Raw genomic sequence first — 14346 nt, forward strand, 5'->3', positions numbered from 1 at the left:
CGCGCGGACCCATCAACGAACTGGCTCGCGGAGCCGGGGACGAATCCATGTCATCTACTGACGCCGCAAACGCACCCGCCGCAGACTGGACCCAGGGTGAGCAGGACCTGGGTCCTCTTGCTTGGGTGCTCGATGAGTTGCGCAAGTCCCTCGACGGCGCCGTCAAGGCCATGCGCCGCTTCGTGCGCGACGCCGAGCTGGCACGCGAATCCGATCTGGCGTCGCTCGACGCCGGCACGTTGCGCATCGCGCGGCAGCAACTGCACCAGGCCAGCGGGGCGCTGGAGATGGTGGGCATGGGCCCGCCCGCGCTCGTGCTGCGTGCCATGGAGGCAGCGGTGCAGAAGTTCGTGCACCGGCCCGAGCTGTGCAGCGACGAAGCCGCCGGCGTGATCGAGCGCGCGAGCTTTGCGCTGGTCGAATACCTGGAAAGCGTGCTGGCGGGCAAATCCGTCTCCCCGGTGGCGCTGTTTCCCCAATACCGCGATGCCCAGGCGCTGGCGGGTGCGGAACGTGTGCATCCGGCCGACCTGTGGCCGGTGGAGCGGCGCTTTCGCGAGCCCGACTTCGCCGTGTCCGTGCCGCCGCTCGACTACGGCCCCGAGGCGCGTGCGCGGCTCGACTCGGCCGTGCTGCGCATCGTCAAGACGGGCGACCTGACCGCGGCAAGCGATCTGCGCGACATCTGCCTGGCCTTCGTGGCATCGCAGTCGGACCGCCAGTCGCGCGCGTTCTGGAAGATCTGCGCGGGCTTCTTCGAGGCGCTCTCCAAGGGCCGCCTCAACCCCGATCTGTACGTGAAGCGCGTGGCCTCCCGCGTGCTCATGCAATATGCCACCCTGGCCAAGGGCGATCCGACCATTGCCGACCGGCTGGTGCAGGACCTGCTCTTTTTCTGCTCCCAGGCGCGGCCGCTGGCGGCCAACGAACCCGCGGGCGATGGATCGGCACTGCAGGCCGTGCGCCAGGCGTTCGGCCTGGACCGGTTCAAGGCCGTCGATTACGAAACCCCCCGGTTCGGGCTGTTCGATCCGGCGCTGCTGGCCCAGGCGCGCAAGCGCATGTCGGCCGCCACCGAAACCTGGTCGGCCCTCGCAGGCGGTGACCGCAACAAGCTCAAGCCGGCCACCGACCAGTTCAGCCTGGTGTGCGATTCGCTGTCCAAACTGCACCCGGGCAGCGACAGCCTCGCCAAGGCGCTGACCCGCGCCGTGGAGGTGACCACCCGCTCCGGAGAGCCTCCGTCGCCGGCCCTCGCCATGGAAGTGGCGACGGCCGTGCTGTACCTGCAGGCCACGTTCGAAGAGCTTGACTCGGCACACGAATACATGGCGGACCGCGCCGCGCGGCTGGCGGAGCGGCTGGACAACGTGACCGCGGGCGGCGAATCGGCCCCCCTCGAGCCCTGGATGGAAGAGCTGTACCGCCGCGTCAGCGACCACCAGACGATGGGCAGCGTGGTGGACGAGCTCCGGTCCACGCTCGGCGAAGCCGAAAAGGCCCTGGACCAGTATTTCCGCAGCCCGGACGACCTGTCCACGCTGGCGCCCGTGCCGGGCCGCCTGGCGCAGATGCGCGGTGTGCTGTCGGTGCTGGGCCTGGACCAGGCATCGCTGGCGGTGCTGCGCATGCGCGACACCGTCGAGCGTCTGCTGATCGGCCAGGTTCCCGAAGCCGAGCGCCAGCAGGTGTTCGAGAAGCTGGGTAGCAGCCTGGGGGCCCTGGGCTTCCTGATCGACATGCTGAGCTACCAGCGCACCATGGCCCGCAAGCTGTTCGTCTATGACGAAGAACTGGGCGAGTTGCGCATTCTCATGGGCCGCACCCGTGGCCGTGCCACCGATGCGCCCGAGGAACTGATCGCCAAGGTCGAAGAGCGCGGCCCCGTGGTTGCGCCCGAAATCGTTCCCCGCGTGGAGCCCGCACCGAAGGTGGTGCAGGAGTCGCTGGGCGAACTGGCCCCGACGCTGGAAGAAGTGCTGGAATTGCCTTCCTCCGCAGCGGCGCTGGCCGAGGCCCCGCCGGCCGCCATCGAACCCGTGGAGAGCCTTCCCCCCGCGCCTGCGGCGCCCGCACCGGCCCCCGTGGCGGCTGCCGATGCCACGCAGGACGATGAGGAAGACGAGCTGCTCGACATCTTCCTGGAAGAAGCGCGCGAAGTGGTGGCCAACGGACTGGCCGCGGTCGACGCCCTGAAGGCCAAGCCGGCCGACCTGAGCGAACAGACCACGCTGCGGCGCGCGTTCCACACGCTCAAAGGCAGCTCGCGCATGGTGGGCCTGGATGCCTTCGGTGAAGCGGCCTGGTCGATGGAGCAGGTGCTCAACGCCTGGCTGGCAGAGCAAAAGCCCATGCCCCCGGCCCTGCTGCAGTTGTCGGGCGAGGCCTTGCGGGCCTTCGGTGCCTGGGCGGACGACATTGCCGCCGGCGATGCCTCGGCCTGGCAACCCCGGGCGTTCAACGCATCGGCCGAAGCCATGCGGGACACCGGCACCTTCCTGCCGCTGGCCGTGCCCTCGGCCGGTGGCGTCGTGGCCGAAACGCCGGCAGAGCCGGTGCCGACCTTGGCCGAGGACCTGCCGGAGCCCTTGCCCGAGATCGATCTGCCTGCCGAAACGCCGGAGGTGCAGGCCGCCCCCGCTGCTGCCGAGACCATCGAAGCCGCCGAGGCCATCGAACCCGCGACGGCATCCGTGCCGGCCCATGAGTTTGACCTGATCCTCGAAGACGAGCCGCCGATGCTCGACTTCGCAGACACCGAAATGCCGGAGCTGGCCGGTGCCGAACCAGCGCCGCAAGAGCCTGCGCAAGCCGCAGCGCCCGAAATGGCCGAAGACATCGACTTTTCGGTGTTCGCCGAGGCTCTGGCGGAAGAATTGCCCCCGGTCGCCGAGGCCCCTGCGCAGGAGTCGGTGCAGGACGTTCCGCTGCCTTCGCTCGACGACGTGCTGGTGGACGCGGCAGAACCTGCGGCGCTGTCCGAACTGTCGCAGGCCGAGTTGGCCGATCTGGCGCTGGACCTGCCCGAAGACCTGGCGGCCGAGGCCTTGCCCGAGCTGGCCGCGGATGACTCTCTGCTGGACGTGCCCGAACTGGAGTCCGACGCGGCAGGTGCGTTGCCGGACACCGCCGCCCACCAGGACGATCTCGCAACCGAGTCAGAACCACACACCGAGACCGAGCCCGAAATGGCCTCCGTGCGGGACATGGTCGAGGTCGTGGAAGCCATGGAGGATGGGGTCGAGGATGTGCCGGCCGAACCGGTCGCCGATGCCGATGCCGAAGCGGCCGCGCAGGACGAGGCGGTGAAGGTCATCGAGACCTTGCGCATCGGCATCCCGCTGTACAACGTGTACCTCAACGAGGCCGACGAATGGTCGCGCCGCCTGGCCACCTGCCTGCAGGAATGGGCGTTGGAGCTGCACGAACCGCTGCCCGACACCGCCGTGGCCCTGGCGCACTCGCTGGCCGGCAGCTCGGCCACCGTCGGCTTCCATGCCCTGTCGGAAATGGCGCGCGCCCTGGAGCATGCGCTGCAGCACGTGCAGTTGCGCGGGGAAGGCACGGCCGACCAGGCCCGCGTGTTCCTGGCAGCGGCCGACGACATCCGCCGCCTGCTGCACCAGTTCGCCGCAGGCTTCCTGAAAGAACCGAACCAGCAGGTGCTGGCCGAGCTGCGCGAGATTTTGCAGACCGAGGTCGGCAGCGGCCTGGCCGCGCTGGAAAGCGAGAGCGAGGCCCTGGCCGACGAGCCTGCGCAGGCCTTGCAGGAACTGCCCCCGGCCGAAGCACTGGCTGCCGAACCCATGCAGGTGCCGGCGGTCGAGGAGACCGCCGAGGCCGACGCGCCGGGCGAAGAGACTTCGCCGGAACCGGTGCAAGAGGCCCAGACGGATTCCGCAGAGGCCCTGTCCGAGCCCGAAGACGTGCCTGCGCCGGTGGCCCGCGGCTACGTGGCGCCTGCGTTGTCGGTCGTGGTGTCCAACCCGTACGACGACGAGGTGGACGCGGCCATCGCCCATGCGGTGGCGCAGTCGTCCGATATCGACGACGACATCGACGCGCTGGACGTCATCGACCCGGACCTGTTCCCCATCTTCGAGGAAGAGGCGATCGAGTTGCTGCCGGTGCTGGGCGCTGCGCTGCGGCAGTGGGCTGCCCGGCCCGAGAACCTGGGCGCCCGCAGCGAACTGCTGCGCGCCCTGCACACCCTCAAGGGCAGTTCGCGGCTGGCCGGTGCCATGCGTTTGGGCGAGATGGCCCACCGCCTGGAGTCGGCCGTCGAGCAGATCGACGTCGAAGATCCCAAGGCGGAGCTGATCGAGCCCCTGCTGGCCAGCTTCGACGGCCTGCAGGCCAGCTTCGATGCGCTGCGCAAGATCGGCTCGCAAGGCCTGGTCGAGCCCGTGGCCGTGGCGCCCGTGCCCGCCTCCGAGCGGCAGGACTTGTCGTCGTCGTCGGCAGAGGCCCCCGAGGCACCGGTGCTGCAGAAGCTGCCCGCGGTGCGCCTGCCGGCGGCCTCGCAACTCACGGCCGTGCGGCCCGTGTCGAGCCAGTCGGTGCGCGTGCGCGCCCAGTTGCTCGACCGGCTGGTCAACCAGGCGGGTGAGGTGATGATCGCCCGTTCGCGCCTGGATGTGCGGCTGGGGCAGATGAAGGGTTCGCTGGCCGATCTGTCGGGCAACCTGGATCGCCTGCGCCAGCAGCTTCGCGACATCGAGGTGCAGGCGGAGTCGCAGATGCAGTCGCGCCTGGCGCTGTCCAAGGATTCGGCCGCAGGCTTCGATCCGCTGGAGTTCGACCGCTTCACGCGGGTGCAGGAACTGACGCGCATGATGGCCGAGTCGGTGAACGACGTGGCCACGGTGCAGCGCAACCTGCAGCGCTCCATGGAAGGCGCGGAAGACGATCTGATCGCGCAGGGCCGCCAGGCCCGCGAGCTGCAGCGCGACCTGCTGCGCACCCGCATGGTGGAGTTCGAAGGCATTTCCGAGCGCCTGTACGCCGTGGTGCGCCAGGCGTCCAAGGAGACCGGCAAGCAGATCAAGCTGGACATCTCCGGCGGCTCCATCGAGATGGACCGGGGCGTGCTGGACCGCATGACGCCCGCCTTCGAACACCTGCTGCGCAATTGCGTGGCCCACGGCATCGAGGCCCCCGAGGTCCGGACGGCCGCGGGCAAGCCGGCGTCGGGCACCATCACGGTGGACCTGCACCAGGAAGGCAACGACGTCTCGGTCGAGTTCCGCGACGACGGCGCGGGCCTGAACATCGACCGCATCCGGGCCAAGGCCGTGGACCAGGGGCTGATCCCCGCGGACGCCGAGCTGAGCACGGCCGATGCCGCCAACCTGATTTTCACGCCGGGCTTTTCGACGGCGAACGAGATCACCGGCCTGTCCGGGCGGGGCATCGGCATGGACGTCGTTCGGGCCGAAGTCAACGCCCTGGGCGGCCGCATCGAGACCCACACCACGGCGGGGCAGGGCACCTCCTTCCGCATGGTGCTGCCGCTCACCACGGCCGTGACGCAGGTGGTGATGCTGCGCGCGGGCGACCTGACCATCGGCGTGCCGGCCAACCTGGTGGAGATCGTGCGCCGTACGACCGCCAGCGAGCTGGACGCCGCCTACCAGCATGGCGCGTTCGAAGATGGCGTGGAGGCCTTGCCCTTCTTCTGGGCGGGGGCCTTGCTGCAGTCTTCGCAGCGCAGCAGCGAGACCTCGGGCAAGACCCGTCCGGTGGTGGTGCTGCGCAGCGCGTCGCAGCGCATCGCGGTGCACGTGGACGAAGTGCTGGGCAACCAGGAAGTGGTGGTGAAGAACCTCGGGCCGCAGCTGTCGCGGCTGCCGGGTCTGGCGGGCATGTCGGTGCTGGCCTCCGGTGCCGTCGTGCTGATCTACAACCCGGTGGCGTTGTCCACGGTGTACGGCGACCAGGTGCGGGCCCAGCTGGCAGCGTTGTCGGCGCCGGCCGGCGGTGCCGAAGCGCAAGGCGGCGGCGATGGCGAGCGCAAGGCGGCGGTGCCAGCCCTGTCGGCGGCCAGCCAGGTGCCCCTGGTTCTGGTGGTGGACGATTCGATCACGGTGCGCCGCGTCACGCAGCGCCTGCTGCAGCGCGAAGGCTACCGCGTCGTGCTGGCGGCCGATGGCCTGCAGGCCCTGGAGCGGCTGCAGGAAGAGCGCCCGACCGTCGTGCTGTCCGACATCGAAATGCCGCGCATGGATGGCTTCGACTTGGCGCGGAACATCCGTGCCGATGCGGTGCTGCGCGATCTGCCGATCATCATGATCACCTCGCGCATCGCGCAAAAGCACCGCGAGCATGCGGCCGAACTGGGGGTGAACCACTACCTGGGCAAGCCGTATTCGGACGAGGAACTGCTGAGCCTGGTGCAGCACTACGCGCGGGCAGCCGCCGAAGCGGCCGTGGCCTGAGCCGCCCCGCTGCCACCGCCATGAGGGCCGCTTTCGAGCGGCCCTTTTTCTTTTCATCCAGGGGGGCTGACCGGACCATGTCCCGACGGCTGTCGGCACGGTTCGCGCGGTCCCGCCAAGGCCAGCGCGCCGCCATTCGCCGCCGCCGGATCAGTCCTTTGCGGCCTTGACCACCCCGTACCGCGCGAGCGTGCGTTGCCGCGCCTCGTCATGGTCCACCACCGGGCGGGGGTAGTCCTTGCCCAGCACCACGCCTGCCGCCTGCAGCTCCAGGGGGGCTGCTGTCCAGGGCGCATGCAGCGCCTTGCCCTGCAGGCCCGCCAGTTGCGGCAGATAGCGGCGGATGAACTTGCCGTCCCGATCGAACTTCTCGCTTTGGCTCACGGGGTTGAAGATGCGAAAGTAGGGCTGGGCGTCGCAGCCGCTGGAGCTGGCCCATTGCCACCCGCCGTTGTTGGCCGACAGGTCGAAGTCGTTCAGCTTCTCGGCAAAGTAGCGCTCGCCCCAGCGCCAGTCGAGCCCCAAGTCCTTGGTGAGGAAGCTGGCCACCACCATGCGCAGGCGGTTGTGCATGTAGCCCGTCTGGTTGATCTGCGCCATGGCGGCATCGACCAGCGGGTAGCCCGTGCGGCCCTCGCACCACGCAGCGAACAGGGCTTTGGCGTGGATGCCGCTTTCCCATTCGATCGCATCGTAGGCCGGCTTGAAGCTCGCGCCCGCCACGTGGGGGTGGTGGGCGAGGATCTGGAAGTAGAAGTCGCGCCAGATCAGCTCGCTCAGCCACGTGGCGGCCCCGGCACTGCCTTTGCGGCTGCGTTCGTGCGCCGCGCGTGCGGCCACCCGGGGCGAAAGCGTGCCGAAGCGCAGGTGCACGCTCAGGTAGCTCGGGCCCTTCACCGCCGGGAAGTCGCGGGCCTCGCCGTAGTGGTCGATGCGGCCGAGGAAGTCCTCGAACAGGGCCTGCGCGCCCTGCATGCCCGTGGGCAGGTGAAGCGACTTCAGGCCCGTGGGCTCGAACCCCAGCGACTGCAGCGACGGCACCCCGCGGCGCAGGCCCGCGGGCCGCGGGGCCAGCCGGGCGGCGTGGCGCTCGACGGGGTAGGAGCTGAGGTAGAAATCGTCGGCCTTGCGCAGCCACGCATTTTTGTAGGGCGTGAACACGGTGTAGGGCGTGCCCGACTGGGTCAGCACCTCGGCGCGCTCGAAGATGCTGTGGTCCTTGAAGGTGAGCAGGCGCTTGCCCATGCCATCCAGGGCGCCGCGCACGCGTGCATCGCGTTCGAGCGCCAGCGGTTCGTCGTCGTGGTTGGCGAAAACCGCCTGCACGTCCAGTGCCTGGGCGAGCGCGGGAATGTCCTGGTGCGCGATGGCGTGGCGCACGATCAGGCCGCCATGCGGGTCCTTGGAGAGCGCCCGCAGGGCCTCGTCCAGCTCCACCAGGGATTCGCGGATGAACTCCACGCGCCGGTCCGCGCGGGGCAGGGCGTCGAGGATCTCGCGGTCGAAAACGAAGGCGCAATGCACCTGCGCGCACTGGCGCAGGGCGTGGTACAGGGCGGCGTGGTCGTTGCTGCGCAGGTCGCGGCGGAACCAGACAAGGCCCGATGAAAAGGTGTGCTCCATGATCGTCGTTAAAATTGCCAAATGCCTGCCGATTCTGCGCCCATGAACCTGACGCACCATTTCTTGATCGCCATGCCGGGACTGGAAGACGCGTCGTTTGCCCGCAGCGTCGTGTACCTGTGCGAACACAGCGAGCGTGGTGCGCTCGGCCTCATCATCAACAAACCCTCCGACATCAGCCTCAAGGGGCTGTTCGACAAGGTCGATCTGTCGCTGCGCCGCGCCGACCTGTCCCAGGAGCCCGTCTTCCAGGGCGGCCCGGTCCAGACCGAGCGCGGCTTCGTGCTGCACGAACCCATGCTGACCGACAGCGTGGACACCGACGAATCGGCCTATGCTTCCACCATGACCATTCCGGGCGGGCTGGAGATGACGACCTCCAAGGATGTGCTCGAGGCCCTGTCCACCGGCGCCGGCCCGCGCCGGGTGCTGGTCACCCTGGGCTACTCGTCCTGGGGCGAGGGGCAGCTCGAATCCGAACTGGCCGAGAACAGCTGGCTGACCGTGGGCGCCGACCTGTCGGTGATCTTCGATACGCCGGTGGGCGAGCGCTACGACCGCGCCCTGGGCCTGCTGGGGCTGCAGTCCTGGATGCTCTCGCCCGACGCGGGGCATGCATGAGCGGCACGCCCGCCGCCGCTCCCTCCGCCCCGCTGGCCGTCCCCGCGCATTTCCAGAGCTTTCTGGCGCTTGACTTCGGTCTCAAGCGCACCGGGGTCGCCGTGGGTTCGCGCCTGCTGCGCACCGCCACCCCCCAGGCCACGATCCGCGCCGAAGGCGATGCCCGCTTCGCGCAGGTGGCCGAGCGCATCCGCGAATGGCAGCCCGATGCGCTGGTCATCGGCGTGCCCTACCACCCCGACGGCGCGAGCCACGAGAACACCGCGCGCGCCCTCAAGTTCGCGCGCCAGCTGCGCGGGCGCTTCGGCCTGCAGGTGTTCGAGGTGGACGAGCGCTACAGCACCACCGAGGCGCATTCGACCGGCGCCCGCGATGCCGACGCCGCCTCCGCCTGCATCATCCTGGAGCAGTTTTTGAGGAATCTTCCATGAGTGCCACGTCCCCACCGCCCACCCCGGGCACCCTCGCGCTCGACGCCGAAGCGCTGTACCGCGAGCTGCTGCGCGGCGTGCGCAGCCTGCGCACCGCCAACACCCAGCTGGCGGGCATCGCCTCGGGCGGCGCCTGGCTGGCCGAGCGGCTGCAAAAGGACCTGGGCCTGCCCGGCGAGGCGGGCGTGCTGTCGTCGGCCATGCACCGCGACGATTTCTCGCAGCGCGGCATGGCGGTGAGCGCGCAGACGGCGCTGCCCTTCGACGTGAACGGCGCCGACATCCTGCTGCTGGACGACGTGCTCTACACCGGCCGCACCATCCGCGCGGTGCTCAACGAACTGTTCGACTACGGCCGTCCCGCCAGCGTGCGGCTGGCCGTGCTGGTGGACCGGGGCGGGCGAGAACTGCCGGTGCAGGCCGAGTTCGCCGCCGCCCGCGTGGCGCTGCCGGACACGCAATCGCTGGCGCTGGCCCGAACCGAGGCCGGCACCTTCCACTTCCAAGTCCAAGAGGCCTGACGGTGCTGTACAAGCGCAACCCCCAACTGAACGCCAACGGCGAGCTGATCCACCTGCTGTCCATCGAGGGCCTGCCCAAGAGCATCGTCACGCACATCCTCGACACCGCGGCCAACTTCGTGTCGGTGAACGACCGCGAGGTCAAGAAGGTGCCGCTGCTGCGCGGCAAGAGCGTGTTCAACCTGTTCTTCGAAAACAGCACGCGCACCCGCACCACCTTCGAGATCGCCGCCAAGCGCCTGTCGGCCGACGTGATCAACCTGGACATCGCGCGCAGTTCGGCCAGCAAAGGCGAGTCGCTGCTGGACACCATCGCCAACCTCTCGGCGATGGCTGCCGACCTGTTCGTGGTGCGGCACAGCGAATCGGGCGCGCCCTACCTCATCGCGCAGCACGTGGCGCCGCACGTTCACGTCATCAATGCGGGCGACGGCCGGCATGCCCACCCCACGCAGGGGCTGCTGGACATGTACACCATCCGCCACTACAAGAAGGATTTCAGCAACCTCACGGTGGCCATCGTGGGCGACGTGCTGCATTCGCGCGTGGCCCGCTCCGACATCCACGGCCTCACCACGCTCGGCTGCGCCGAGGTGCGCGTGGTGGGCCCGCGCACGCTGGTGCCGACCGACATGGCCCAGATGGGCGTGCGCGTGTGCCACACGCTGGAGGAGGGCATCAAGGACGCCGACGTGGTCATCATGCTGCGCCTGCAGAACGAGCGCATGAGTGGCGCGCTGCTGCCGTCCAGCCAGGAATACTTCAAGAGCTTCGGTCTCACGCCCGAGAAGCTGCAGCTGGCCAAGCCCGATGCCATCGTCATGCACCCAGGCCCCATCAACCGCGGCGTGGAGATCGACTCCGCCGTGGTGGACGGCAAGCAGAGCGTGATCCTGCCGCAGGTCACCTTCGGCATCGCGGTGCGCATGGCGGTGATGTCGATCGTCGCTGGCAACGAGGCGTGATCGTCTGCTATGAAATTTATAGCTATATGCCCTAGTGATATCTGCGCTGGCGGCCTTTTTTGCTTAAAACCATGAAGATACTGATCCAGAACGGCCGCGTGATCGACCCTGCCAGCGGCCTCGACCAGACCGGCGATATCGCGCTGGCCGCGGGGCGGGTCATCGCCGTGCAGCGGGTGCCCCGCGACTTCGCGCCCAACCGCGTGATCGACGCCACCGGCTGCATCGTGCTGCCCGGGCTGGTGGACCTGGCGGCGCGGCTGCGCGAGCCGGGCCACGAGCACGAGGGCATGCTCGAATCCGAAATGGCGGCGGCCGTGGCCGGCGGCGTGACCAGCCTGGTGTGCCCGCCCGACACCGACCCCGTGCTGGACGAGCCCGGCCTGGTGGAGATGCTCAAGTTCCGCGCCGAGAAGCTGCACCAGGCGCGCCTGTTCCCCCTGGGCGCGCTCACCCGCGGCCTGGCCGGCGAGGTGCTGACCGAAATGGCCGAGCTGACCGAATCCGGCTGCGTGGGCTTCGGCCAGGCCGACGTGCCGCTGGCCAGCACCCAGGTCACGCAGCGCGCGCTGCAGTACGCCGCCACGTTCGGCTACACGGTGTGGCTGCGCCCGCAGGAACTGCATCTGGGGCGCGGCGTGGCGGCCAGCGGGCCGCTGGCCACGCGCCTGGGCCTTTCGGGCGTGCCCGTGGCGGCCGAGACCATCGCGCTGCACACCATCTTCGAACTGCTCAAGACCACGGGCGCACGCGTGCACCTGTGCCGCATCAGCAGCGCCGCGGGCGTGGAACTGGTGCGCCGCGCCAAGGCCGAGGGCCTGAAGGTGACCTGCGACGTGAGCATCAACTCCCTGCTGCTCACCGACACCGACATCGGCTTCTTCGACAGCCGGGCCCGCCTGTCGCCGCCGCTGCGACAGCAGCGCGACCGCGACGCCCTCCTGGCCGCGCTGGCCGACGGCACCATCGATGCGCTGGTGTCCGACCACACCCCGGTGGATGAAGACGCCAAGACCCTGCCGTTCGCCGAGGCCGAGCCGGGCGCGACCGGGCTCGAACTGCTGCTGGGCATCGCCCTCAAGTGGTCCGCCGACCACGGCGTGCCGCTGGCGCGTGCGCTGGCCACCGTCACGTCGGAACCCGCGCGCGTGCTGGGCAGCGCCCTGGGCACGCTGCAGGCCAGCGTGGGCCAGATCGTGGAAGGCGGCGTGGCCGACCTGTGCGTGGTCGATCCCGCCGCAGCCTGGACCGTGGAGGCCGGTGCGCTGCGCAGCCAGGGCAAGCACACGCCGTTCTCCGGCTACGAACTGCCCGGCCGCGTGCGCTGCACCCTGGTGGGCGGGCAGATCGCCTTCGAGCGCGGCAGCGAGTGAGCGTGCGCACCGCCGCCACCGGGCCCGCGGCATGAAGCGCCAGGTCCGCGCCGCATGGCGCCTGGTGCGCGTGCTGGTGCATCTGGTGACCGGGCTGGGCACCGTGGCGCTGCGGTTTCCCCGCATGCCGGAAAGCGAGCAGCATGCGCGCGTGCAGGCCTGGTCGCGGCAGATGCTGGTGCACGCCGGCATCACCCTCGACGTGCGCGGCACGCCCGCGCCCCATGGCCCGGTGCTGCTGGTGGCCAACCACCTGTCCTGGCTCGACATCACTGTCATGCATGCCGCGCGGCATTGCCGGTTCATCTCCAAGTCGGACGTCAAGGGCTGGCCGCTGGTGGGCACGCTCGCCACGGCGGCCGGCACGCTCTACCTGGAGCGCAGTTCGCGCCGCGATGCCGTGCGCATGGTCCGGCTGATGCAGGAAGCGCTGGCGCGCCGCGAGGTGCTGGCCGTGTTTCCCGAAGGCACCACGGCCGATGGCGCCGCGCTGCTGCCGTTCCACGCCAACCTGCTGCAGGCCGCCGTGGCCGCCGACGCCCCCGTGCAGCCGGTGGGCCTGTGTTTCGTGGAGCGCGCCACCGGCGCGCCGACCACCGCGCCCAACTATGTGGGCGACGACACCCTGGTCGGCTCCCTGTGGCGCACCTTGACCGCAGACGCCTTGGTGGCGGTGGTGCACTACGGCCCGCTGCAGCAGGCGCAGGGCCGCGACCGCCGCGCCTGGGCCGACGATCTGCGCCACGCCGTGGACGCGCTGCGCCGCCCCTGAACCACGTCCCGGGCAGAACGCCTGCCCGACATCGCAGCCATCGGCGGCTGCGCCAGTGTCGGTGTCAGTGGGTGCGGGCAGGGTCTTCCAGCGGCAGGAGCCGGTTGGCGATCTGCGTGGACTTCACGATGGACGTGCTCGTCGTGGCATACGGCGCGAGCTTGCCCAGGCAAGGGTCCAGCGCTTCGATGTCGCGCAAATAAAGCCGGCAGAAGAATGCGTCGTCGCCAGTGACTTTGTCGCATTGCACGACTTCGTCGATTTCACGAATCACCTGCTCGACCCGGGACAGCTCTCCGGGCAGCGGGCGAACCCGCACGATCGCTGCAATCGGAAACCCAATGGCCTTGGGCGATACCTGGATCGAAAATTTCTCGATCACTCCCTGGTCGATCAGTCGCTTGATCCGTTCGGCGCAGCTGGGCTGAGACAGGCCGACCCGCTCGCTGAGCGCTTTCACGGTGGTCTTGGCGTCTTCGTGCAAGGCGCTCAACAGATTCCGATCAATGTTGTCCATATTATTCAAATGAGGTAGCGGCGAAAAATATCTAATTTAATTAGGATGATTGGCATTTGAATCTCATTTTTTGCATTCCTCTCATTCATTCCTCCTTATTAGAATGGGTGCCGTTTCAGCAGAGGGGCAATATAAGCGACTTGGGAGAAATCGGAGGCACGATTTTCTCCAGGCTTATGCGGATCGGGCATGGCTTATTGCGTGCCAGGAATGCTGCTGGACTTTCAATGTGGCGCGCTCCCCGCGGTCCGGCTCGCGGCAATGTGAAATTTGCCGCCGCGAATCGACCGTAGTGCCGCTTTTTTAATGCAGAGATCAAATGATTCAAAACCAGCTCAAGACACACGGTTACTGCCAATTCATCCCTGAGATCGAATGCGATCCCGGCGAACTGAAAATACTGCACCAGGAGTTCGATGGCCTGGAGCACGACCCCTACGCGCCTGCGCAGGTCCAGCGGTTCCGGCGGTATGGCAACGGGATCATCCTTCCGTGGGACGACCAGGCGGACATCCATTGGATTCCGACGGTGCAGGACGACCAGGGTGCCCGCCTGTCTGGCTACGATCAGGGCGGCAACAACCCGGAGCACCCCGACATCCGGTACTTTCATGCCCTGAGCGAGGCCACCAAAGCCACCGATTTCCTCTGCGATCTGGTGAAGAAGGATTTCTCGCACACCTTCTGGTCGGAGGCCGACCGCCGTTCCCCCATCTATTTCGGCGTGCATTTCGTGAAACTCCGGTCCGGCTCATCGTCCGACCTGGGCATCAGCTCACCAGACTGCTTCCACCAGGACGGCGAACCCTTCACTTTCGCCCATCTGATGCGCCGCACGAAAAGCACCGTGGGCGGCACCAATTACATCGGCACGGTGCAAGCGCGTGGCCTCGGGCTGCACGAGGTACCTAAGGAGCAGGTCATCGCGGAATTCGAACTCTCGCAGTTTCTGGAGAGCTTCGTGGTCCATGATCCGCGCGTATCCCATTATGTGACACCCATTCGTCGAAAAGAAAATGAAATGGGTGACGGAGAACGCTGCGTTATACTCATCGACTTTTCCAGAATGAGGCAGAGCATTTAAAC

10 protein-coding genes are annotated in these 14346 nt (G+C 68.3%); 8 read left to right on the plus strand and 2 right to left on the minus strand.

The genetic code is table 11. The features are described 5' to 3' along the window. The first annotated feature begins 47 nt into the window (after window positions 1-47). Window positions 48-6437 (plus strand): hybrid sensor histidine kinase/response regulator, encoded by a 6390-nt coding sequence (locus tag AVTE2539_RS01020; RefSeq protein ID WP_284408049.1) that lies wholly within the window; start codon window positions 48-50, stop codon window positions 6435-6437. Between the two features lie 150 nt (window positions 6438-6587). Here the strand turns inward: AVTE2539_RS01020 and AVTE2539_RS01025 are convergent, their stop codons facing one another. Next, window positions 6588-8060: a cryptochrome/photolyase family protein gene (locus AVTE2539_RS01025; protein ID WP_284408050.1), complete on the minus strand. Its 1473-nt coding sequence runs from the start codon at window positions 8058-8060 to the stop codon at window positions 6588-6590. Window positions 8061-8081: 21 nt separating this feature from the next. Here AVTE2539_RS01025 and AVTE2539_RS01030 point away from each other — a divergent pair, with 21 nt between their 5' ends. The 6 genes from AVTE2539_RS01030 (at window position 8082) to AVTE2539_RS01055 (ending at window position 12743) form a co-directional block, all read left to right on the plus strand. Then, window positions 8082-8681 carry a YqgE/AlgH family protein gene (locus AVTE2539_RS01030; RefSeq protein ID WP_272567371.1) on the plus strand — a complete coding sequence of 200 codons (600 nt, stop codon included), beginning with the start codon at window positions 8082-8084 and terminating at the stop codon, window positions 8679-8681. Continuing rightward, window positions 8678-9112, plus strand: a complete 435-nt coding sequence (ruvX, locus tag AVTE2539_RS01035) for a Holliday junction resolvase RuvX (protein ID WP_284405335.1) — start codon at window positions 8678-8680, stop codon at window positions 9110-9112. Before AVTE2539_RS01030 ends, ruvX begins: the two co-directional genes overlap by 4 nt. Further along, window positions 9109-9633, plus strand: a complete 525-nt coding sequence (gene pyrR, locus AVTE2539_RS01040) for a bifunctional pyr operon transcriptional regulator/uracil phosphoribosyltransferase PyrR (protein ID WP_284408051.1) — start codon at window positions 9109-9111, stop codon at window positions 9631-9633. The genes ruvX and pyrR overlap by 4 nt, the downstream gene beginning before the upstream one ends. After that, the gene (locus AVTE2539_RS01045) at window positions 9573-10598 is read left to right on the plus strand and encodes an aspartate carbamoyltransferase catalytic subunit (protein WP_498738510.1); all 1026 of its coding nucleotides are present in this window, start codon (window positions 9573-9575) and stop codon (window positions 10596-10598) included. Before pyrR ends, AVTE2539_RS01045 begins: the two co-directional genes overlap by 61 nt. Window positions 10599-10669: 71 nt before the next feature. Further along, on the plus strand, window positions 10670-11971 hold the full coding sequence (locus AVTE2539_RS01050; RefSeq protein WP_284408052.1) for a dihydroorotase: 1302 nt from the start codon (window positions 10670-10672) through the stop codon (window positions 11969-11971). A gap of 31 nt (window positions 11972-12002) precedes the next feature. Next, on the plus strand, window positions 12003-12743 hold the full coding sequence (locus tag AVTE2539_RS01055; RefSeq protein WP_284408053.1) for a lysophospholipid acyltransferase family protein: 741 nt from the start codon (window positions 12003-12005) through the stop codon (window positions 12741-12743). Window positions 12744-12807: 64 nt separating this feature from the next. On the opposite strand, the gene AVTE2539_RS01060 is transcribed toward AVTE2539_RS01055, so the two are convergent. After that, window positions 12808-13260 (minus strand): Lrp/AsnC family transcriptional regulator, encoded by a 453-nt coding sequence (locus AVTE2539_RS01060; protein ID WP_284393243.1) that lies wholly within the window; start codon window positions 13258-13260, stop codon window positions 12808-12810. Between the two features lie 319 nt (window positions 13261-13579). On the opposite strand from AVTE2539_RS01060, the gene AVTE2539_RS01065 reads away from it, so the two are divergent. After that, entirely contained in the window at window positions 13580-14344 is a 765-nt protein-coding gene (locus tag AVTE2539_RS01065; RefSeq protein WP_284408054.1) for a 2OG-Fe dioxygenase family protein, read from the plus strand. The last annotated feature ends 2 nt before the right edge of the window (window positions 14345-14346 follow it).

This window comes from Acidovorax sp. SUPP2539, from assembly GCF_030158975.1.
Lineage (GTDB): Bacteria > Pseudomonadota > Gammaproteobacteria > Burkholderiales > Burkholderiaceae_C > Paracidovorax.